Origin of the sequence: Catenuloplanes sp. NPDC051500 (assembly GCF_044454585.1) — a bacterium.
Classification (GTDB): Bacteria; Actinomycetota; Actinomycetes; order Mycobacteriales; family Micromonosporaceae; genus Catenuloplanes.
This window is the reverse complement of sequence record NZ_JBITDX010000011.1, coordinates 105,735-127,721: the sequence shown is the minus strand read 5'-3', so window position 1 is coordinate 127,721 and position 21,987 is coordinate 105,735. Positions and strand designations below refer to the sequence as shown.

Sequence of the window (21,987 nt, the reverse complement as noted above, 5' to 3'; positions counted from 1 at the left end):
TTCCACGTCGTTGCAGCGCTAGGCTCGGCCGCGACATCCCCGCGTGACAGGAGGGCCGCCGTGACCGCTTATCTCGTCATCGATCTCGACATCACCGACCCGGCCGGATTCCAGGAGTACGGCCGTCAGGTTGTGCCGATGATCGAGGCCGCCGGGGGCCGCCGCCTCGCTGCGTCGAGTGACCCGCTGGTCCTGGAGGGCGGCTGGGCACCGTCCAGAGTGGTCATGTACGAGTTCGCGGACCGGGAGACCGTCCAGCGGTTCTGGAACTCGGCGGAGTACGAGCCGTTGAAGGAGTTGCGCCGCAAGCACGCCACGGTCAGTGCCATCGTGGTGGACGGCGTCAGCTGACCGCGCCGGCGCCCGGCCGTGGCAGGCGGATCGGTGCGCGCTGCCACCAGGTGAGGCAGCGCCAGGCCCACTCGGCCGGGCCGTACCGGAATCGGCGCAGCCACAGGATGCTCCACGCCGCCTGGACGGTGATGATGCCGGCGGTCAGGCCGATGATCGCGGGCAGGTCGCCGGTGCTGTCGATGCCGAGTGGCGGGCCGGCGAGCAGGAACAGCACTGTCGCGCTCAGATAGTTCGTCAGCGCCATCCGGCCCATCGGCGACAGCAACGCGGACAGGCCCGGGCCGATCGGTGTGCGCAGGAGCAGGAGCAGGCCGCAGCAGTACGCCAGCGCGGTGGCGATCCCGGCGAGCGGCCCGAGCAGGCTCACGCCGCCACCCGGGCCGCCGACGACGTTGACGAACGGCGGTGCGACGTCACGCAGCCGCAGGGCGATCCAGGCCGCGGCAAGCGTGGCGAAGACGGCGAATGCGACGGCCACCCTGCCGGTACGGCGTTCGAGCGCGGCCGGCACGTCGAGCATCGCCAGCGCGTAGCCGAGCGCGAGCAGCCCCGGGATCGGCCCGTACCCGACGACCAGCTGCGCGCCGATGAACAGCAGCACCAATGCGACCGCGAGCGCGACCCGGCCTCCGAGGTAACTCAGCGGCAGTAGCACGAGCAGCCCGGCCAGGGCATACGCGGTCAGTGCCTCACCCGGGTGCAGCAGGAAGTGCAGCAGGCCGATGACCAGCAGGATCACCAGCCGGCGCGCCAGCACGAGCCGGGGCCGGCCGGTGCGCAGCGCGGCCCGCCGCAGGAAGATGCCGAAGCCGACGCCGAACAGGATCGAGAAGATCGGATAGAACCGCTCGTAGAACAGCAGTTGCACGGCCTCCGGCATCCGGCCCGCGGTGCCGGCCGCCGCGCCACGGAACACGACCTGCTGATAGATGTTGATGATCAGGATGCCGCAGAGCGCGAACCCGCGCAGTGTGTCAAGCGCGTGGATACGCGGCCCGGCGGTGGACACGTCGTCAACTGGCGTCGCTCGATCCATACCGTCGATTCCAGCGCACCGGCGGGCGCCCGGTCAGGCGGAGAAGGTAGTGACCGTTCGATACTTTCGTCGCACGCGGGGGTCCCTTCGTCGCGACGGCATGCCACCCGTCGCGCGCTCGATTAGCCTGCACATCATGGACCGCGGCCGGGCGTTACGGGTCACCGCCGACCTGGTGGTGGCCGGTGTCGCCGCGGTGATCGGCAGCGGACTCGAACTCGCCGACCCGGACCTCGCCACCAAGCACGTCGCGGCGCCGGCCTGGATCTACGTGCTCGCCGAGGTGTGCGCCGCCGCGGTCCTGCTGGCCCGCCGCCGGCACCCCTACGCCGCGGCGGCGGTGATCGCGGCGATCAGCCTGTTCGTGCCGGCCTGGGCCGCGCTGCTGATTCCGTACGCCGTCACCGCCCACGGCGCCGGCCGCAGGTGGAAGCAGTGGGCCGTGATCACCGCGCTGATCGTGGCGTTCCTGGCCGGGGCGCAGGCGTGGGCGATCGACGACCCGTTCACCGCGCCGGCCGTCATGCTCTTCTCCGCGCTGCTCGGCCTCTACTTCCGCGCCCGGCGCAGCCTGGTCGCCGAGCTGACCGACCGCGCCGAACGCGCCGAACGGGAACGGCTCCTGCTCGCCGAACAGGCCCGGGCCGACGAGCGGGTCCGGCTGGCCGGCGAGATGCACGACGCGGTCACCCACCGGCTCAACCTGATGGTGTTGCAGGCCGGCGCGCTGCGGGTGAGCACCACCGACCCGGCGGCCCGGGCCGCGGCCGAGGAGCTGCGGGCGGCCGGCTGCCAGGCGCTCGCGGAGCTGCGCGACCTGGTCGGCGTGCTGCGCACCGGTGGCCCGGTGGCCACGACCACCACCGCTCCGGCCGACGAGCCGGAGCTGGCCGCGCTCGTGGACGAGTCCCGGGCGGTCGGCGTGCACGTGCGGCTCACCGAGAACGGCGATCCCGGTACGGTCGCGCCGGCCGTGCGGCGCACCCTGTTCCGTGTGGTGCAGGAGTCGCTGACCAATGTGCGCAAGCACGCGCCGGGTGCGGACGTGGACGTGTCGGTGCGCTATGACGGCGCCGGCGTGCGGGTGGCGGTCGCCAATACCCGCCCGAGCCGCGCGCCCGCACCGGACCTGGCCACGGCCGGCGGCGGTACCGGCCTGGACGGGCTGCGCCACCGGGTGGAGATGGTCGGCGGGACGCTCGCGGCCGCGGCCACGCCGGACGGCGGTTTCTCGGTCCGGGCGACGCTGCCCGCCTACGTACCCACGGCGGCTTTTCTGTGATCCGGGTTGTCGTGGTCGACGACGAGCGGATGGTGTGCGCGCATCTGCGCACGATCCTTGACGCCGCCCCCGGGATGGCTGTGGTGGGGGAGGCCTACGACGGGGCCGAGGCGGTGGAGGCCGTCGTGCGCCTGCGGCCGGACGTGGTGCTGATGGATCTGCGCATGCCAGGCGTGGACGGACTGACCGCGATCGAGCGCGTCGTGACACTCCCGGCGCCGCCGCGCGTCGTCGCGCTCACCACGTTCGACCTGGACGAATACGTGTTGCGGGCGCTGCGGGCCGGCGCGGCCGGGTTCCTGCTCAAGTCGACCGCGCCGGAGGATCTGGTCGACCTGGTGCGGGTCGCCGCGGCCGGGCACACGGTGCTGTCGCCGGTGGCCACCCAGCGGCTGCTCGGCGACACCGCCGACCGCCGGCAGGCCCGTGACCTGATCGCCTCACTCACCGGCCGTGAGGCGGAGGTGCTGGCCGGTCTCGGTGCCGGCCGCTCCAACCAGCAGATCGCCCACCGCCTGCACCTGTCCGAGGCGACGGTGAAGGGCTACGTGTCGCGGCTGCTTATCAAGCTGGGCTGCGAGAACCGCACCGAGGCCGCGCTGCTCGGCCATCGCGCCGGGCTGCGCCCCCGGGACTGACCGCCGCTACGAGGTCTCGTGCGTGCGCCGGGCGAACGACTCGGAGTAGACCTGGGACCGGAAACGAAGGATCGGGTCGCCGGACAGCTCGATGCCGGGCACGACACCTGCCGGGTCGAAGACCGTCGCCTCGACCGCTGCCTCGTCCTCCACCGCGGCCCCGAGTCGCAGCGAGCCCGCCGTCACCGTCTCCCGGGAGTCCGGCCACACGGCGGTGACGTCGTCGGTCGGGTCGCCGGGCTCCGCAAGCGTGAACACAAGCGACCAGGATGCCGCCCCGCGTCTGTGGATCTCGTCGACCAGGTACTGCGCTGGGCGCTGCTCTGTCTCATCAAGGGCCGCCTCTCCCGCGTCGGGCAGCCAGTGGTAGCGGAACGCGCGCCTCGACCCGTCCGGCGCGACCAGGAAGTACGCGTGCAGCCCGTTGAAGCGGGTGGTCGCGAAGCTGGCCGCGACCGGAAGGCTCGCGATCGCCCTGATGCCGGGCAGGATGTGCCGGTGGGTGGCGATGTGCGCCAGGATCAGCGGGCTGGGCCTGCCGGTCTTCGGGTTCTGCAGTTTGGTGATCTGAATAAATTCCTTGGGGGTACGCGCCGGGAACGCCGAAATGCTTGCCGCGGCCCAGGTCGCGTGCCCACCGGACGGCAGGTCGAAGCGGATGCCGAGCCCGAGCGTCGCGCCGGTGCCGCTCGGCTTGCGGTCGGGCGCGTAAGGGCTGCCGGAGGCGTTGGACAGCCGTACCAGCGCGGCGACGGGCGGGCCGGTGAGGTGCTCCGCGGTCGTCAGCGCCGCGACGCCGGGTGCCGGGGTGAAGGTGGCGTGGAAGTGTGTGCCGCGCGGGTGCGCCCTGCGGTACCCGGGGACGGTCGCGGTGTGCTTCTCCATCGCCTCGACGGCGCGGATGACCGTCGGGTGGTCGGCGTCCGACACGTGCTTCTCCCTGGTGCTGGGGCGGCCGGGTGCGTCTGTCGATTGTGGGTAGGCCTGCGGATCGTGCGGTGGCCGCGCGCGACAGCGTAGACGCGGGTGCGTGCGACGGTCAGCGTGCCCCTCGCGCGGGGACGGCCGGTAGCCGGATCGTGGTGTCCTCCGCGGGCGTCTCCTCCCGGGAACGGGTGGCCAGCCGCCACAACGCCGCTACCATCACCCCGATGAGCGCGCCTGTCGTGTTGTAGACCCAGTCCTCCGCGGCGCCGTACCGTGTCGTGGACATCGACTGGATCAGCTCGATCAGCCAGGACAACCCGGACAGCGCGACCGCCACCGGCACGAACGACCGGGTCAGCAGCGCACCCGCCAGCCCGGCCGGAATGAACAGCAGCACGTTCGCCTGCCGCTCGGCATTCAGGTGCACGTCGGCAAGCGCCTGCACCAGCACCCCCGGGTCCGTGAACCGGTGGGCGAACGCGTCCGCCGCACCCGCCCAGTCATCCACGAGCGCACCGACCGGCGCGGTCAACGCCAGAATCACCGCGAGCGACACGGCGGTCCCGGCCGCCCACCACCTGTCGAGCCCGCGCGCCCGGGCGATGGCGAGCAGCAGGACCAGCAGGACCAGCAGCGCCGCCGCGTAGCCGACGAACAGCACGACGAACGAGGGTGGGAGCAGCATGGGTCCTCCGGAGGCCGGGCCACGTGCGGTGCACGTGGCGGACCGCCGACGCTACGGACGCCCGGATAAAGCCACCATCAGTTAATCGATCAAGGCCGATCATCGGGTACGAGCCGCGCTGATCATGGGCCGCCGCCGTTTACGACCTGGTGAAGGTGAGGTGGGTGACGCCGCTCGGTGACGAGACGGCCTCGATCGTGTAGTCGGCCTCCATCGCCTCGAGGCCGTCCCACAGCCGCACACCACGGCCGAGCACGATCGGCACCTGCACGACGTGGATGTGGTCGACAAGCCCGGCCGCGATGAAGTCACGGGCGACCGTCGCACCGCCGCCGATCCGCACATCCTGCCCGCCCGCCGCCTCCCGCGCGACGTCGAGGGCCTCGGCCGGCGGGGCGTCGAGGAAGTGGAACGTCGTCCCGCCCTCCATCTCGATCGGCGGCCGCGGCCGGTGGGTGAGCACGAACGCCGGCGTGTGGAACGGCGGGTTCGGCCCCCACCAGCCGGTCCAGTCCGGATCGTCCTGCCAGCCCGGCGGCCCGAACTTGTGCGAGCCCATGATCTCGGCGCCGATCCCCGGCTCGTGCTGCTGCGCGAACGCGTCGTCGATGCCGGCCGTGCCCCCGGTCCGCCCCATGATCGGCGCGCCGAACCGGGTGGCGATCATCCACCCGTGCAGCCGATGCCCGGCATGCCCCATCGGCGTCTCGAGTGACTGCCCCTCACCTGCGGCGAAGCCGTCCAGCGAGATGGAGAGATTGTGGATGCGGGTCCGTGTCATCTGTGCGCTCTCTTCGCGGGTGGAGACCGCAGCCGGCCCCGGCCCTGCCGGTCGCCGGGCCACGCTGTGATCGTAATGGCTGGTGCCCGTCCGTGGCGGGGCAGACGCGCTCAGAAGCAGGAGCCGCAGACGCCCTGCCTCATGGGGTGGGAGGCGCATGATCCATTGACAATCCATTGCGGGCAGGTGTCAACTTTGCATCCACGATGATGTTGTCGTAACGATGGAGGAACGCCCGGTGCGGGATCTCGTTCGACGGAGGGTCGCCGCTGGTGCCGTTCTGGCGCTTGTGGCCGGCGGTGTCGCGCTGACACCGTCCTCGTCCGTCCAGGCCACAGGCAAACATCTACAGAGCGTGACGTCCGGCGACGCTCGCTTCCAGGTCCTCTCGCCGACGCTGATCCGCACCGAGTACGCGGCCGGCGGCCGGTTCACCGACCAGGCCACGTTCAACGTGGTCGGCCGTGACCAGTTCACCCGCACCCGGTTCACTCAGCGCGTCTCGGGCGGCTGGCTGACAATCGACACCGGCGCGACCACGTTGCGCTACCGGGTCGGCTCCGGGCCGTTCACCAAGGACAATCTGACGGTACGGCTGAAGACCGGCTCGCAGACCGTCACCGCCACGCCGTGGGCCGGCTGGGGCGCCCCCGACTGCGCCCCCGGCGTGCTGTGCGAGGCGGAGACGCTCGCGCTCAACGGTCTGAGCACGGCCACCGACCACCGTGACTTCACCGGCCGCGGCTTCGTGGCAGGCTTCGAGGGCACCGGCAGCGCGCTGACCGTCGCGGCGACCGCGACCGGCGCGCAGCAGCTCACAGTCAGGTACGCGAACAGCACCGGCGGGGACGGCCAGAACGTCACCCGCACGCTCACCGTCACCGTCGACGGCGTCGCGGCCGGGACGCTGCAGCTGCCGCCGACCGGCAGCTGGGACACGTGGGCGCTCGCCTCCGTGCCGCTGACGCTTACCGCGGGCCGGCACCAGGTCAGCGTGGTGCGCACCGCCGCCGACTCCGGAAACGTCAACGTGGACAGTCTGGCGTTTGTCGCGCCGGGTGCGGCGTACCCGACGCCGGCGCCGGTGACCGCGCAGCCGTGCGCGTTCGGCACGGTGTGCGAGGCCGACACCGGCACGGCGTCCGGTGGCGTGCGGCTCGCCGACGACCACAACGGCTATTCCGGGAGCGGCTTCCTGGCCGGCCTGGAGCGGGCCGGGGCCGGGACCGCGCTCACCGTGACCGGCGTGCCGGTCGCGGGCGACTACCAGGTGCAGCTGCGGTACGCGAACGGGCAGGCCGGCAGCGCGCCGGTGCAGACCCGCACGATGACCGTCGCGGCGAACGGTGCCGCACCGGTCACCGCCACGCTGCCTCCGACAAGCGGCTGGGACTACTGGCGTACCGTCGCGGTGCGGGTGCGGCTGACGGCCGGTACGAACACCGTGGCGCTCGGCTGCCCGTCGGACACCAGCTGCAACGTCAACCTGGACACCGTCGCGGTGACCGCGGGCAACGCGCCGCTGCTTGCCCCGCACGCGCCGCTCGGCGGCTACCGGCGTGGGCTTGACAACGTCAACGGCGGCGCCCGGACCTACGGTGGCCTGCTCTACCAGGACGGCTGGTCGCTTGTGGACGACTCCGCGTCCGCGCTGCGGAACGCGACCCCGCGCCGGGTCGCCGGCCAGGACGGCTACGTGTTCGCCTACGGCCAGGACTACCGGCACGCGCTTGCGGAGCTGTCCACGCTCACCGGCCCGACGAAGCTGCTGCCGCAGTGGGCGTACGGCGTCTGGTACTCCGAGTACTACGACCGTACCGCCGCGGAGTTCCAGGAGATCGTGTCGCGGTTCAAGACCGAGGGCGTGCCGCTTGACGTGCTTGTCGTCGACACCGACTTCAAGGCGCCGGACAAGTGGAACGGCTGGTCGGTCGACAGTACCCGGGTGCCGGACTGGAACGCGTTCGCCGCGCGGCTGCGCAAGCAGGGCGTGCACACCGGACTGAACATCCACCCGAGCATCCTCGGCACCGACCCGCACTTCGCGAAGGCGCAGGAGATCGCGAAGGGCAAGCTGAAGAAGACCGGCTGCAACGGCGGCGCGGACTGCTACACGTTCGACTGGGGCGACGCGGACCAGCTCAAGGCCTACGTCTGGCTGCATCAGCAGTTCAACGCGAAGGATCTGGACTTCTGGTGGCTGGACTGGTGCTGCGACGCCTCCAGTTCGACGCTCGCCGGTGTCACCCCGGACGCCTGGATCAACCAGGTCTACGCGGATCAGACCGGGTTCGCGTTCTCCCGGGCCTACGGTTCGCTGCAGGCCGGCGGCTACGCCAACCCGGGGCCGGTGGCGACCGGCCCGTGGGCGGACAAGCGGACCACGCTCCACTTCACCGGCGACACGATCTCCAACTGGGAGACGCTCCGCTTCGAGGTCGGCTACACGCCCGGTGAGTCCGCCGCGACCGGCCTGGCCGCGGTCAGCCACGACATCGGCGGGCACACCGGCGGCCTGCAGGAGCCGGGTGCGGAGCCGGGCAGCACCAAGCTGCCGGACGACCTGTACGCGCGGTGGGTGCAGATGGGCACGTTCCAGCCGATCGACCGCCTGCATTCCAACCACAGCGACCGCCTGCCCTGGCAGTACGGCCCGGCCGCGGACGCCTCCGCCACCACGTTCCTCAACCTGCGGAAGAGGCTGCAGCCGTACACGTACGCGGCGGCGGCCGAGGCGACCCGCACCGGCACCCCGATCGTCCGCGCCATGTACCTGGCGTACCCGGGCGAGCAGGAGGCCTATGCGGTGGCCGGCAGTCAGTACCTCTACGGCCCGGACCTGCTTGTCGCCCCGGTGACCACGCCGGGCGCCACGGCGACCACGAGCGTGTGGTTCCCGCCGGGCAGCAGCTGGACCGACTATTTCACGGGCAAGCGCTACGCGGGCGGCACCACCGCCTCCGTGACGACCACGCTCGACACGATGCCGGTCTTCGTCCGCTCCGGGGCGAAGAAGCCGTAACCACCGCGCACGAGCGAACGGCCCGGCACGCTCAACGCGTGCCGGGCCGTTCGTGCCGGGTATCGAGAGATGTCCACTAATCAGTTAACTTTCTTCAATGTATTGACAGAAAAAGTTCGACGGTGAGTGAATGTGTTGCATCGTGAGCTGTGACGGCACCCACAGTTCGTCCTCCAGGTTGTGAAGGAGTCCGATGCGTCTCCCCACCATCCGCCTGCTGGCAGCGTGCGCGCTGGCCGCAGGTGGCATCGTCGCGATCGCCGCTCCGGCCTCGGCAGTCGTCCCCAAGACCCCGCCGCTGACCACGCCGTGGACCTCTCAGGTCTCGACCACCAACCCGCTTCCGGAGTACCCGCGGCCGCAGATGACCCGGCCGGACTGGCAGTCGCTCAACGGCGAGTGGGAGTTCCTCAACCCCGCCACCGACGGCTCCGGCAACGTCAACCGCAACGCCTCCCCGCCGCTTGGCCAGACCCTGCCCGAGCGGATCCTGGTGCCGTACCCGGTGGAGTCGGCGTTGTCCGGCATCATGCGCAACGACAACCGTGACCTGATGTTCTACCGCCGCGCCTTCACGGTGCCGCAGGGCTGGGCCGGGCGGCGGGTGCAGCTGCACTTCGGCGCGGTCGACTACGAGGCCACCGTCTGGGTGAACGGGCGGCAGGTCACCACGCACCGGGGCGGCTACGACCGGTTCGAGGTCGACGTCACTGACGCGCTCAACGGCGGCACCAACGAGATCGTCGTCCGGGTGTACGACCCGACCGACGGGCGCGGCGAGAAGCAGCCGGTCGGCAAGCAGACGAACAACCCGTCCGGGATCTTCTACACGCCGACCTCGGGCATCTGGCAGACCGTGTGGCTGGAGCCGACCGCTGCCTCGTCGATCTACTCGGTCGACATCTACCCGAACATCACCGCGAACACCGCCCGGGTGCGCGTCTTCACCCGCGGCACCGTCACCGGGCACACGGTGTTCGCCGAGGCGCTGGCCGGGACGACAGTTGTGGGCTCCGCGACCGGCGGGTTCACCGAGTTCACCGTGCCGGTGCCGAACGCGCGCCGCTGGTCGCCGGACGACCCGTACCTCTACAACCTCCGCGTCTCGCTGCGCAACGCCTCGGGCGTCACGGTCGACCAGGTGACAAGCTACTTCGGCATGCGCGAGGTCGGCACGAAGATGGTCAACGGGGTGCTGCGGCCGACGCTCAACGGTGAGTTCGTGTTCCAGGTCGGCACGCTCGACCAGGGCTTCTGGCCGGACGGCGTCTACACCGCGCCGACCGACACCGCGCTCGCCTCGGACCTTCAGAAGCACAAGGACCTCGGGTTCAACATGGTCCGCAAGCACATCAAGGTCGAGCCCGCGCGCTGGTACTACCACGCGGACCGGCTCGGGCTGCTCGTGTGGCAGGACATCCCCTCCACCCCGAACGCGGACGCGAACCGGACCGCCGCGCAGATCGCCGAGTTCGAGACGGAGGCGCGGGAGATCATCGACGAGCACCGCGCGTTCCCGTCAGTCGTCGCCTACGTGCCGTTCAACGAGGGCTGGGGCGAATGGGCGCTCGGCGACACCCAGCGCGTCACCCGGGACCTCAAGGCGTACGACCCGACCCGGCTGATGAACGCGCACAGCGGCTTCAACTGCTGCGCGTCAAAGGGCGACCCGGGCACCGGCGACATCATCGACTGGCACGTCTACACCGGGCCGGACGCGCCGCTGCCGTCAAGCACCCGCGTCTCGGTGCTCGGCGAGTTCGGCGGCATCGGGCTGCGCTCGCCCGGCCACGAGTACAGCCCGAACGGGCAGTTCTTCGCGTACGAGCAGGTCACCGGCAACGCGCAGCTCAACGACAGGTTCACCGGCATGATCCGGGACGTGCGGCAGCTGATGATCACGAAGGGGCTGTCCGCGTCGATCTACACCGAGATCACCGACGTGGAGGGGGAGTACAACGGCCTCTACACCTATGACCGCCAGGTGCAGAAGGTGGACACCGGACAGGTGCGTGCCGCGCACACCGACCTGATCAACGCGTCGAAGAACCTCAACGCGGCGGTGCCCCTCACGCTCGGCCAGACCAGGTCGTTCCAGGTCACCACGGCCGGCTACACCGACAGGTACCTGCGGCACGCGGACTCGCTCGCCCGTACCGACGTGATCTCCGGTGACCTGGCCCGGCAGGACGCCTCCTTCCGTACCGTGGCGGGCCTTTCCGATCCTCGCTGTTTCTCCTTCGAGGCGGTCAACCAGCCGGGACGCTACCTGCGGCACGCCAACAGCCGGGTGCGGATCGACGCGAACACCGGCGGCTCGTTCGCCGCGGACGCCACCTGGTGCTCCCGGCCCGGCCTGGCCACCGGCGGCACGTCGTTCGAGTCGGCCAATTTCCCCGGCTCCTACCTGCGCCACTACAACAGCGAGGTCTACCTGGCCCGCAGCGGCGGCGCGAACGCGTGGGACACCGCCTCCGGCTTCACCGCGGACGCCACCTGGAACGTGTCCGCGCCCGCGCTGTGGCGCAGCTCCGTGCAGCTGCCCGTCGACACCCGGCGGTCACTCGGCGTGCTCACCTGGGGGTACACCGACCGCTACGTGCGGCACTCGGGCGGGCTCGGCTACACCGAGGTCGTGAACTCGGGCAGCAGCGCACTGCTCAAGAGCGACGCCACCTTCACGGTACGGCGAGGGCTTGCCGACTCCTCCTGCTACACCCTGGAGTCGGTGAACGTCCCCGGCCAGTACCTGCGGCACGCCGACAGCCGGATCCGGCTCGCGGCAAACGACGGCTCCGCACTGTTCGCGGCGGACGCCACGTTCTGCGCCCGCCCGGGCCTGTCCAGCGCCGGCGTGACCCTGGAATCGATAAACATCCCGGGCGCGTTCCTGCGGCACTTCAGCGGGCAGGTGTTCATCGCCAGTGGCGGCGGCGCCGACTACAACCGGCCGTTGACGCTCACCGCCGACAGCAGCTGGACCGTCACCTCACCCTGGGCACCGTGATCCGAGGCGCCGGGGCGGCAGGACCCGCCCCGGCGCCCGTCAGGTCAGGCGGCCGACAAGCGAGTGCGCGGCGGCGGTCACCAGACTGCGGTCGTAGCTGACCACGAATTCGAACTCGCGGTCCCGGTCGTGGCCGCCGTCACCGAGGTCGCGGGCCACCAGAGCGCCGCAGGTGTGCGCGCCGAGCACCACCACGGTCCACTCGCCGGCCAGCGGGTCCTGGGGTGACAGCGGCGCCCCGCGGACACCCGGCGCCGGGGACGGGGGCATGTCCACGCCGAGCGCGGCGACGAACGGCAGCCGGGCCGCCAGCCGGGTGAAGTCCTGGACCGTCGAGGGGCGGAAGAACCGGGCGTGCTCGAACGCGGCGAGCAGCACCGGCGGCACCGTGGCCTCCACGGCCATCATCTCGAGCGTCTTCGACAGCGGGATGAGCAGGTGCTTCGGCGCCCGGCGTACCTGCCGGTGGGAACCGGCCAGGTCGTACGGTGTGGCACGCAATGCCGGGCCGATCGCCCGTGCCGTGAACCGCTCCGGCGCGAACACCGAGCGCGGGAACTGGCGCTCACCGCGTCCCCACAGCCATCCCTGCCCAAGGGTGGCGCCGAGCACGAGGGCACGGGTCAGGTCGTCAGGCGTTTCGATGCCCTCGGCCACCACCTCGGCGCCGCTCTGCTCCGCGTACGCCCGGACCGCGCCGGCCACTGTGACGGTGACCGGGTCCTTCACGGTGCGCAGCAGGCCCAGGTCGAGTTTGACCACCTCCGGGCGCAGCAGCGGGATGAAGGCGAGAGACTCCGGTTCCGCGCCGACGTCGTCGAGGGCGATGGCGCAGCCGGCCTCCCGCAGCCGCTCGGCGCCGGACAACATCCCGGCGAGGTCGGTGGCCAGCGCCCGTTCGGTGATCTCGACGACGACCTGCAGGTGCTCGGCGCGATTGCCGAGCGCGTCGAGCACGACGTCCAGGTGGCTGGTGAGCGTCCGGGGTTCGAGGTTGACGAACAGGGTGACCGCCTGGCCGGCCGACGAGGCCGCCGCCCCGGCCAGCGACGCACGCAGAGACGCCTGTTCCAGCTCGGCGAGCCGCCCGGTGGCGCGCGCGGCGTCCAGCAACGTGAGCGGTGACGCCCACCGGGTCGCCGCGGGCCCGCGCAGCAGCGCCTCGTAGGCGGTCACCGCACCCGAGTCGAGGTCGATGAACGGCTGGAAGACACAGTGCAGGGCGCCGTCGCGCAGGAGGTCGTCAAGGCGCGGTTCCGCCTCGACGAGCGGCGGAGAGGGGCCCGGGATGGCGCTCACCCCGGCCTCATCGGCAGCCGGGCCGCCGAGCTGAGACAACGGCCTGTTCCGGATCGGTCAGGGGCGCCGGGGCAGCCCGATCGGGTTGGGGTGCGGCAGCAGTCGCAGCGCCGCCTCCGACAGCGGGGTCAGCAGCTTCTCGAGCGTCGCGGTGTCGGCCGGGCCAAGCGCGGTCCACGGCCCGGCCGCAAGCGCGTCCGTCTGCCGTTCGACCTGGTCGAGGGCGGCGCGAGAGACGTCGGTGGCCGCACCTGAGGCGAGCCATCCGCGGGCGGCGAGGCGGGCGGCCGCGGCGTCCCACTGCTCGTCGGTCCAGCCGCGCGCCGGTTGCAGCACCTCCCGCGCGCTGTCAAGCGACGACCGCCAGACAAGCGACTCGGCGCCGTCCAGCCCGGCCACCAGAAGCGCCGCCACATGGCCGTCGCCCCGGTGCTCACGCAGCACCGTCGCGGCGTGCCACAGCGTGCCGAGCGGGTCCTCCGGCCAGGGCAGATCCGCGTTCGCCGCGGCCAGCGGACGGCCGGGGAACTGTGCGGCGCCGGCGGCCCGGCGCAGCAGTGCGGCCGCCTCTGAGACATCGGCGCCGGGCAGCGCCTCGGACAGCGAGGCCCGGGCCCCGTCCAGGCGTGCGATCAGCGCGGCGGCAGGTGTCGCACGGTTCCACACGTCAGGCAGCGCGCGGCGGACCATCGCCGGGGCGAAGCCGAAGAACGTCGCCTCGACCGGGCCGGCGCCGACCGCGCCGAGCGGGGCCGCGCGGCCGGCAAAGTAGCCACGCCAGAAGCCGCGCAGCCCGGCGGCCTCGAAGGCGGCGCGGGCCTGCGGTGTGAAGTAGGTGACGGCGTGCAGCGGCTCGATGAGCGTCCACATCCGGCGGGCGATGTCCATCCCTGCATTGATCACGAGGAATCCCTTCATGTCAACTGTGCTGAGAAACCGATCATCGCAGCGGGTACGGGATGAACGTGCTCCGGTTCTCGTCGAGGTCCAGGCGGCCGTTGATCGGCGCGGCCGCACGCTGCGGGCAGTTCGACCGCTCGCACGTCTTGCACCCGGGCCCGATCGGGGTGGCCGCGGCCGCGTCGTGCAGATCCATGCCCGCCGAGTAGACGAGCCGCCCCGCGTGCCGGGTCTCGCAGCCGAGCCCGATCGCGTAGGCCTTGCCCGGCTGGCCGTACCCGCCGTGATGCCTGGTGATCGTGCGCGCGATCCACAGGTACCGCTGCCCGTCCGGCATGGCCGCGACCTGGGTGACCACCCGGCCCGGCGCACCAAACGCCTCGTAGACGTTCCACAGCGGGCAGGTGCCGCCGGTACGCGAGAACGGGAACCCGGTCGCTGACTGCCGCTTGGACAGGTTCCCGGCCCGGTCGACGCGCACGAACGAGAACGGCACGCCCCGGGCCCGCGGGCGCTGCAGCGTGCTCAGCCGGTGGCAGACGCTCTCCCAGCCCATCGCGAAATGCTCGGTGAGCAGCTCGATGTCGTAGCGCAGCCGCTCGGCCTCCGCGAGGAACTGCCCGTACGGCAGGATCAGCGCGGCCGCGAAGTAGTTGGCCAGCCCGACCCGGGTCAGGATCTGCGTCTGCACGTCGTCGAGCCGCTCCTCCTCCACGATCTCGTCGATGACGTCCGCGAACTCGATCAGCGCCAGCTGCGCCGCCATCCGCATCGCCTCCTGCCCGGCCCGCAGCGACGTCGACAGGTGAAGCGTGCGCGTCTGCGCGCGGAACCGGTGCAGATCACCGCCGAGCGACGCCGCATCGTCGTGGGCGACTGTGATGTCGTGGCGCTCCGCGAGCCGGTCGCGCAGTGCGGCCCGGATCCCGCCGCGCCGCAGCCCCATCGCCACGGCCAGCGCCTCCGCCGCCTCGTCCAGGTCCGGCACGTAGTTCTGCCGCCGGTAGAAGAACTCCGTCACCTGGTCGTGCGGGCTGCCGCCGACGCGTTCCCGGTCCCCGACCAGCTCGGTGAGCTGGTCCGCGACCTGCCGGTACCGCCGGTGCAGGTCGATCACCGCCTCCGCCACGTCCGGCAGCCGGGTGGCGAAGTCGGTGAGCCCGGCGATCCCACCGGCGCCGTTCAGTGCCTCCCGGAGCGCGGCGACAAGCTGCGGCGTGGCGTGCGGGGAGAACACGCCCGGGTCCACGCCGAACAGTTCGGTCGCGCGGATCAGCACCGGTGCGGTAAGCGGCCGGACGTCGTGCTCGATCTGGTTGAGGTAGCTGGGGGAGATGCCGAGGTGCCGGGCCAGCTGGGTCTGGCTCAACTCGCGCTCCTCGCGCAACCGGCGCAGCCGTACCCCGGCGAAGATCTTGGTAATGGTCCTCAGCTCCTTCCCTCATTGCCAATATGCCGTGTGGCAACTTCGCAAACCACTGCGGAAAGTTAGCCGGAATTGGCCGTTTACGTGCCTCGACGCCTCCTCCGCCGCCGTGTGACTGTGAGTTTCCGATCGATGAAGGAGCTCGCGATGACGCTGGAATGGGCGACCGACCCGCGGTGGAACGGCATCGAGCGCAGTTACCGGCCCGAGGACGTGCTGCGGCTGCGCGGCGTGGTTCAGGAGGAGCACACCCTGGCCCGGCGCGGCGCCGAGCGGCTGTGGCAGCTGCTGCACGACGAGGACTACGTGCCCGCGCTCGGCGCGCTCACCGGCAACCAGGCCGTCCAGATGGTCCGGGCCGGGCTGAAGGCGATCTACCTGTCCGGCTGGCAGGTCGCCGCGGACGCCAACCTCGCCGGCCACACCTACCCCGACCAGAGCCTCTACCCGGCGAACTCGGTGCCCGCGGTGGTCCGCCGGATCAACAACGCGCTGCTGCGGACCGGCCAGATCGAGGGCGCCGGCACGGGCGTCAACTGGCTCGCGCCGATCGTCGCGGACGCGGAGGCCGGGTTCGGCGGCGTGCTCAACGCGTACGAGCTGATGACCGCCATGATCGTCGCGGGTGCGGCAGGCGTGCACTGGGAGGACCAGCTCGCCGCCGAGAAGAAGTGCGGCCACCTCGGCGGCAAGGTGCTCATCCCCACCGGCCAGCACGTGCGCACGCTCGAGGCCGCCCGCCTCGCCGCCGACGTCGCAGGCGTCCCGTCCCTGATCATCGCGCGCACCGACGCCCAGGCCGCCACGCTGCTCACCACCGACGTCGACGAGCGCGACAGGCCGTTCGTCACCGGGGACCGTACCGCCGAGGGCTTCTACCGGGTCCGCAACGGCATCGCGCCGTGCATCGCCCGCGGCCTCGCCTACGCGCCGCACGCCGACCTGCTCTGGATGGAGACCGGCACCCCCGACCTGGACGTCGCCCGCCGCTTCGCCGAGGCGATCAAGGACCGCTACCCCGACCAGATGCTCGCCTACAACTGCTCGCCGTCCTTCAACTGGCGCCGGCATCTCGACGAGGCCACCATCGCCACCTTCCAGAAGGAACTCGGCCAGATGGGCTACAAGTTCCAGTTCATCACGCTCGCCGGCTTCCACGCGCTCAACTACTCCATGTTCGACCTCGCCCACGGATACGCCGGCGGCGGCATGCCCGCCTACGTCGAGCTGCAGGAACGCGAGTTCGCCGCCGAAGCGCGCGGCTACACCGCCGTCAAACACCAGCGCGAGGTCGGCACCGGCCACTTCGACCTGATCAGCACCATCCTCAACCCGGCCGGCGAGACCACCGCGCTGCACGGCTCGACCGAAGCGGAGCAGTTCGCATGAGACACCAGATCAAAGGCGCCATGGGGGTACGGTTCGCAGAGGTCCTCACCCCGGACGCGCTCGACTTCCTCGTCGCCCTGGACAGCCGATTCGCCGGCCGCCGGGCCGTGGTGCTCAGCAACCGGCGGGCACGCCGCGGCACCCTGCCCGGCTTCCTGCCGGAGACAGCGCACCTCCGTGCCGACCCCGACTGGCGGGTCGCACCCCCGGCGCCCGGCCTCGTCGACCGCCGCGTCGAGATCACCGGCCCGCCCGACCCGAAGATGGCAGTGAACGCGCTCAACTCCGGCGCGTCCGTGTGGATGGCCGACTTCGAGGACGCCACCGCCCCGGCCTGGCACAACGTGGTCTCCGGGCAGCTCACCCTGATCGACGCCCGCGCCCGCCGCCTCGACTTCACCGACCCCCGCGGCAAGCGGTACGTCCTGGCGGACCGGACCGCCACGGTCGTGGCCCGGCCACGCGGCTGGCACCTCGTCGAGAAGGGATTCGTCGTCGACGGCCGCCCGATCTCCGCGAGCCTGTTCGACGTCGGCCTGTACCTGTTCCACGGCACCCGCAGGCCCTACCTCTACCTGCCGAAACTCGAGAACCACCACGAGGCGCGGCTGTGGAACGACGTGTTCGTCTTCGCCCAGCAGTACCTCGGCCTCCCGGCCGGCACCATCCGCGCGACAGTCCTCATCGAGACGATCACCGCCGCCTTCGAGATGGACGAGATCCTCTACGAGCTGCGCGACCACGCGTCCGGCCTGAACGCGGGCCGCTGGGACTACATCTTCAGCATCATCAAGAACCTGGGCCAGCGGCAGGAGTTCGTGCTTCCCGACCGGGCCGACGTCACCATGACCGTGCCGTTCATGCGCGCCTACACCGAGCTGCTGGTCCGTACCTGCCACCGGCGCGGCGCCCACGCGATCGGTGGCATGTCCGCCTTCATTCCCTCCGCGCAGAACCCCGCGGCCCTCGACCGGGTACGCGCCGACAAACGACGCGAGGCCGGTGACGGCTTCGACGGCTCCTGGGTGGCGCATCCAGGCCTGGTGGACGTCTGCCGGGAGGAGTTCGACGCGGTGCTCGGCGACCGCCCGCACCAACTCTCCCGCCTGCGGAACGACGTGGAGGTGACCGAAGCCGACCTGCTCGCCGTCGACAAGACCCCGGGCCGCGTCACCTCGGCCGGGTTGCGCGCCGACATCGCGGTGACCGTGCGCTACGTCGACGCGTGGCTCGGCGGCACCGGCGCCGTGGCACTGTCCGGCCTGATGGAGGACGCCGCGACCGCCGAGATCGCCCGCTGCCAGGTCTGGCAGTGGCTCTACCACCACACCCCGCTCGCGGACGGCGGCACGGTGACCGAGCCCCTGGTCCGCGCGATCCTCGCCGAGGAGGTGGCCGCCCTCTCCACCGGCCGCGACGCCGCAGGCCGTTCCCGCGCCCAGGCCGCCGCCCAGATCTTCGAACGCACCGCCCTAGCGGAGGAACTGCCCGCCTTCTTCACCACAGACGCCTACGCCCACCACCTCGCACCACCGGCCCGGTGACCTGCGGAATCTCGGGTCTCGGCGTCAGCCCTTGACCGTCAGCATGATCAGCCGCCGCAAGCGATTAACGGTCTCGGTTGTTCGTAGCCGCCGCGACCGGTTCGCTACTGTGGCGCGAATGGAGCCGGACGGAGACTTGGCACGCGCGGCCGCGGGCGGGGACGTCTCCGCGTTCGCGGCGCTCACCGAGCGGCACCGGGCCGAGATGCGCGCCACCGCGATCTCGCTGCTCGGCTACACCGACGAGGTCGACGACGCCGTGCAGGACGCGGTGCTCACCGCGTTCCGCGCGATCCCGGCCCTGCGGGACCCGTCCGCGTCCGGCCCGTGGCTGAAGGCGATCGTGCGCAACACGTGCCGGGCCCGGCTGCGGTCCAGGGTCCCGGCGCCGGTCGCGGACCCGCAGCAGTTCCTGCCGCCGTCGGCCGAGCCGGGGCCGGACGAGCTGCTGGAGCGGACCGCCACCCGCGACTGGGTGTGGCACGCGATCGCGCTGCTGTCCGACCCGATCCGCGAGGTGATGCTGCTGCGCTACTTCAGCGGCTTCTCCGCGTACGAGCAGATCTCCCAGCTCTGCGGCATCCCTGTGGACACGGTCGGCAGCCGGCTGCGGGACGGCCGCCGGGTCCTGGGCCGGAGGCTTCGCGAGACGGCCGGTGACGCCTTCCGGGCCGCCGACGCGGACGCGGATGCCCGCCGGCGCGAGGCGAGACAGCACTTCGCGCTTGTCCACGCGGGCGGGTACGGCCGGGTGATCGACGACTGGGCCCGCCCGGACTTCACTGTCACCTTCATGGGCCTGCTGCTCGGCGACCGGACCACAGTGCACACGATGGTCGAGCAGACGATGGGTGCGGGCGTCACCGCCACCCTTCGCGACGCGGTCGGCAGCCGCGGCGTTCTCATCTGGGAGGGCGACTTCATCAACCCGCCGTCCAGCCCGGACCACTGCCCGCCCACGTTCGCCTGGCTGCTGCGCCTGCGCGAGGGCCGGCTTGCGCAGCTCGGCGTCGCCTACGGGACCGGGCCGCGCGCCTGAGGCGTGGATCACACGCCAGGCAGCGCAGTTTCGGCCCGCCCGGCACATCTCGTCCGGTGGAAGGGCCTGAACGACGGGCCCGTACGGAAGGGAACCACCGTGTCGATCGACGAACTGCCCGAGCTGCTGCGCCCGGCGATCGAGAAGTACCGCGACGCCGCCGAGGCCGACGGCCGCCTCGCCCCCGAACTGGTCGGCGAGCTGCGCGAGCGGGGCGCGTTCCGGCTGCTCACCCCGGCGGGCATCGGCGGCTGCGAGGCGACCGTCGCGGACGCGCTTGACTTCTACGCGGCCGTCGCCCGCATCGACGGGCCGACCGCCTGGGTGCTGTGGAACCTCAACGTCGGCTTCGGCGCGGGCTGGCTGCACGAGGACGCGGTCGCCCGGATCTGGACCGGCGACCGGGATCCGCTGATCGCCCACTCCGGCCAGCCCGGCCTGCTCACGCCCGCGGACGGTGGCTTCCGGCTCACCGGCCGGTGGAAGATCGTCAGTGGCGCGCACCTGGCCGAGTGGTTCCTGCTGGCCGGCGTGGACCCGTCCGCCGGCCCGGGCTTCGAGGGCCTGCGTTTCTGCGTCGTCCCGCGCGACGAGGCGACAGTGCTGGACACCTGGGACTCGGTAGGCATGCGGGCCTCGGACAGCAACGCGGTCGCGGTGGAGGACCTCTTCGTGCCGGCGTACATGACTCAGTCGCTGTTCGCACCGCCGCGCGTCGACGTACCGGCGTACCGGCTGCCCGTGGTCAATGTGCTGCTGCCCGGCTGTGCCGCCGTCCTGATCGGCATCGCCCGGTCCGCGGTCGATGAGATGGTGACGATCGCGCAGGCCAAACGGGGCCTGGACGGACTCCCGCTGTCCGAGAAGGACCACGTGACGTCCGCGATCGGCCGCGCGCTGACCCAGGTCGCCGCCGCCCGCGGGCTGCTGCTTGCCGCACAGCGCGACCTGGACGACACGGTCGCCGCCGGGCGGCAGACGAGCGACGAGCAGCGCGCCGCGGTACGCGGTGCGATCGCGCTGGTGACCGAGACGTCCCGCACCGTGCTGGTCTCCATGTACGAACTCGGCAGCTCCGACCCGCTCTACCGGGCGAACCGTCTCGGCCGGATCTTCCGCGACGGCATGGCCGCGGCTCAGGCCGCCAACCTCTCCACCACCCAGTGGACGATCCCGGGCCGCATCGCGGTCGGCGCCCCGTCGGGCTGGCCGTTCATCTGACGGTCAGGAGCGGGAGGACCAGGATCCGGGTCTTCCCGCTCCCGCGACCGGGCTCGGCGGCCCGCGGACTCCGGTGTGCCCGGCTCGGTCACTCAGGTCACTGCTGTTTCCACGGCTCCGGCTGCTGACAGGCATCCGTCCGGGTGGGGCGGGTTAGCCCGTTCGGATCGTCCGCGCCGCTCGTGATGTGCAGGCCCAGCGGCTTCAGGTTCGTGCCGAAGGCGTTTGTCCACTCGTTGGCGAGGAACTTGTCGAGCGCTTCGCTGATGGCGAGGCACAACCGGGGCGAATTGTTCGGCAGCCCGATGCCGTACTCCTCGGCGCCGCTTGTGAACGCGATGTACTGAGCGGGGTCGAGGCCTTGCTGCACGGCGTACCCGGCGAGCGCGCTGCTGTCGCCGGATACCGCCTGCACGGCGTTTCGCTTGAAGTCGCTTACGCACGCGTCGAGGGACGGGCGGTTCACGATCGACCAGCCGCGTACCTCAAGGAATTCGGAGCTGGTGGATCCCTCCACCACGCACAGTGCCCCGTCGGTCGGCAGATCCACGAGCACGCGGGCCTTGGTCTTGGACAGGTAGCCCTGGCGGTCGACGAAGTAAGGGCCGGCGAAGTCGATCTCCTCGGCCCGCCGGGGTGTCATGGAGAAGTTGGAGATCACCAGCTTCACCGGCTCCTGAAGGTTGCCCTGCTGGTCGCGCCAGCGCCCGGCCAGCGCCTCCATCCGGTCGTCGAGGACGTCGAGCCGGACCCATTCGACCTCGAAGTCGAACCTTCTCTGCAGCGTCTCGGCCACCGAGACGTCGAAACCGGCGTGTCCGCTGCCGCCGACGGTATGCCAGCCGCTGTACTGGTCCGAGGTGTAGCCGATCCGCACCCGGCCGGAGAGGTAGTCGAACGGGTCGGGCTCGCGTTGCACCCACCACAGCCCGACGGTGGCGGTGAGCCCGACCGCGATCGCCACGGCGGCGAGTCGCCACACCACTGTGCGCCCGGGTGGGATGCGTAGTAGCGGCTGCCGGAACCGCCCGCGGTCGATGAAGATCGTGATGACCAGGCTGATCACTCCCAGCGGCAGTGCAAGGATCGCCGCCGCGTCCGCACCCCACCTCGGATTGAGCAGCGCGTAGAGGGTGAAGACCACTGTGGTCAGGCTTACCGGCGCGATCCAGAACATCTCCCGCCGCACGAATTCCGCGGCCGGGGGCGGGAGCGTCTTCTCCACGTCCGGGTCGTCACCGATGGGCGTCCGCAGTTCTCGGCTGAGGGTCAAGGCACGGCTCCCCGTTGTCCGAAGGGCACCCGACATTTCCGGATGCCCTGTCAACGAGGCTCTGCGACAGACGATTCGTCCCCCGATTCCTGATCATCCCTGAGTGGCCTCATTCCGTGGCGCGGCCGTTTGGCAGAACACCGGCCCGGTATACGCGCTCCGGG

17 protein-coding genes are annotated in these 21,987 nt (G+C 71.4%); 9 read left to right on the top strand and 8 right to left on the bottom strand.

Annotation, left to right across the window (positions count from 1 at the left end; all coding sequences use genetic code 11):
- Positions 1-60 precede the first annotated feature (60 nt).
- Entirely contained in the window at positions 61-351 is a 291-nt protein-coding gene (locus tag ACIA8K_RS23045; RefSeq protein ID WP_396062458.1) for a DUF1330 domain-containing protein, read from the top strand.
- On the opposite strand, the gene ACIA8K_RS23040 is transcribed toward ACIA8K_RS23045, so the two are convergent.
- On the bottom strand, positions 344-1,390 hold the full coding sequence (locus ACIA8K_RS23040) for a DUF418 domain-containing protein (RefSeq protein WP_396062456.1): 1,047 nt from the start codon (positions 1,388-1,390) through the stop codon (positions 344-346). The two genes, ACIA8K_RS23045 and ACIA8K_RS23040, sit on opposite strands and share 8 nt — an antisense overlap.
- A gap of 136 nt (positions 1,391-1,526) precedes the next feature.
- Here ACIA8K_RS23040 and ACIA8K_RS23035 point away from each other — a divergent pair, with 136 nt between their 5' ends.
- Together ACIA8K_RS23035 and ACIA8K_RS23030 are read left to right on the top strand one after the other, a co-directional pair.
- Positions 1,527-2,672, top strand: coding sequence for a sensor histidine kinase (locus ACIA8K_RS23035; RefSeq protein WP_396062454.1), 1,146 nt, complete (start codon positions 1,527-1,529; stop codon positions 2,670-2,672).
- Positions 2,669-3,310 carry a response regulator gene (locus ACIA8K_RS23030; protein ID WP_396062452.1) on the top strand — a complete coding sequence of 214 codons (642 nt, stop codon included), beginning with the start codon at positions 2,669-2,671 and terminating at the stop codon, positions 3,308-3,310. The genes ACIA8K_RS23035 and ACIA8K_RS23030 overlap by 4 nt, the downstream gene beginning before the upstream one ends.
- A 6-nt stretch (positions 3,311-3,316) precedes the next feature.
- Here the strand turns inward: ACIA8K_RS23030 and ACIA8K_RS23025 are convergent, their stop codons facing one another.
- The 3 genes from ACIA8K_RS23025 to ACIA8K_RS23015 form a co-directional block, all read right to left on the bottom strand.
- Positions 3,317-4,240, bottom strand: a complete 924-nt coding sequence (locus tag ACIA8K_RS23025) for a catalase (RefSeq protein WP_396062450.1) — start codon at positions 4,238-4,240, stop codon at positions 3,317-3,319.
- Positions 4,241-4,349: 109 nt separating this feature from the next.
- On the bottom strand, positions 4,350-4,922 hold the full coding sequence (locus ACIA8K_RS23020; protein ID WP_396062448.1) for a VanZ family protein: 573 nt from the start codon (positions 4,920-4,922) through the stop codon (positions 4,350-4,352).
- A 139-nt stretch (positions 4,923-5,061) separates the two neighbouring features.
- Complete coding sequence (locus ACIA8K_RS23015; protein WP_396062446.1) at positions 5,062-5,703, bottom strand: dihydrofolate reductase family protein; 642 nt, start codon at positions 5,701-5,703, stop codon at positions 5,062-5,064.
- Positions 5,704-5,941: 238 nt separating this feature from the next.
- Here ACIA8K_RS23015 and ACIA8K_RS23010 point away from each other — a divergent pair, with 238 nt between their 5' ends.
- The gene (locus ACIA8K_RS23010) at positions 5,942-8,725 is read left to right on the top strand and encodes a TIM-barrel domain-containing protein (protein WP_396062444.1); all 2,784 of its coding nucleotides are present in this window, start codon (positions 5,942-5,944) and stop codon (positions 8,723-8,725) included.
- 193 nt (positions 8,726-8,918) lie between these two features.
- Positions 8,919-11,732: an AbfB domain-containing protein gene (locus ACIA8K_RS23005; RefSeq protein WP_396062442.1), complete on the top strand. Its 2,814-nt coding sequence runs from the start codon at positions 8,919-8,921 to the stop codon at positions 11,730-11,732.
- A gap of 39 nt (positions 11,733-11,771) precedes the next feature.
- On the opposite strand, the gene ACIA8K_RS23000 is transcribed toward ACIA8K_RS23005, so the two are convergent.
- The 3 genes from ACIA8K_RS23000 to ACIA8K_RS22990 all read right to left on the bottom strand — a co-directional run bounded on the left by ACIA8K_RS23000 (position 11,772) and on the right by ACIA8K_RS22990 (position 15,327).
- Entirely contained in the window at positions 11,772-13,031 is a 1,260-nt protein-coding gene (locus ACIA8K_RS23000) for an EAL domain-containing protein (protein WP_396062440.1), read from the bottom strand.
- 57 nt (positions 13,032-13,088) lie between these two features.
- The gene (locus ACIA8K_RS22995) at positions 13,089-13,901 is read right to left on the bottom strand and encodes a hypothetical protein (RefSeq protein WP_396062733.1); all 813 of its coding nucleotides are present in this window, start codon (positions 13,899-13,901) and stop codon (positions 13,089-13,091) included.
- A gap of 70 nt (positions 13,902-13,971) precedes the next feature.
- Positions 13,972-15,327, bottom strand: a complete 1,356-nt coding sequence (locus ACIA8K_RS22990; RefSeq protein WP_396062731.1) for a short-chain fatty acyl-CoA regulator family protein — start codon at positions 15,325-15,327, stop codon at positions 13,972-13,974.
- A 162-nt stretch (positions 15,328-15,489) separates the two neighbouring features.
- On the opposite strand from ACIA8K_RS22990, the gene aceA reads away from it, so the two are divergent.
- The 4 genes from aceA (at position 15,490) to ACIA8K_RS22970 (ending at position 20,550) form a co-directional block, all read left to right on the top strand.
- Positions 15,490-16,746: an isocitrate lyase gene (gene aceA / locus ACIA8K_RS22985; protein ID WP_396062438.1), complete on the top strand. Its 1,257-nt coding sequence runs from the start codon at positions 15,490-15,492 to the stop codon at positions 16,744-16,746.
- Entirely contained in the window at positions 16,743-18,290 is a 1,548-nt protein-coding gene (aceB, locus tag ACIA8K_RS22980) for a malate synthase A (protein ID WP_396062436.1), read from the top strand. The genes aceA and aceB overlap by 4 nt, the downstream gene beginning before the upstream one ends.
- A 118-nt stretch (positions 18,291-18,408) precedes the next feature.
- On the top strand, positions 18,409-19,329 hold the full coding sequence (locus ACIA8K_RS22975; protein WP_396062434.1) for an RNA polymerase sigma factor: 921 nt from the start codon (positions 18,409-18,411) through the stop codon (positions 19,327-19,329).
- A gap of 99 nt (positions 19,330-19,428) precedes the next feature.
- On the top strand, positions 19,429-20,550 hold the full coding sequence (locus ACIA8K_RS22970; protein ID WP_396062432.1) for a hypothetical protein: 1,122 nt from the start codon (positions 19,429-19,431) through the stop codon (positions 20,548-20,550).
- A 97-nt stretch (positions 20,551-20,647) separates the two neighbouring features.
- Here the strand turns inward: ACIA8K_RS22970 and ACIA8K_RS22965 are convergent, their stop codons facing one another.
- Positions 20,648-21,823 (bottom strand): transporter substrate-binding domain-containing protein, encoded by a 1,176-nt coding sequence (locus ACIA8K_RS22965; RefSeq protein ID WP_396062430.1) that lies wholly within the window; start codon positions 21,821-21,823, stop codon positions 20,648-20,650.
- Positions 21,824-21,987 lie beyond the last annotated feature (164 nt).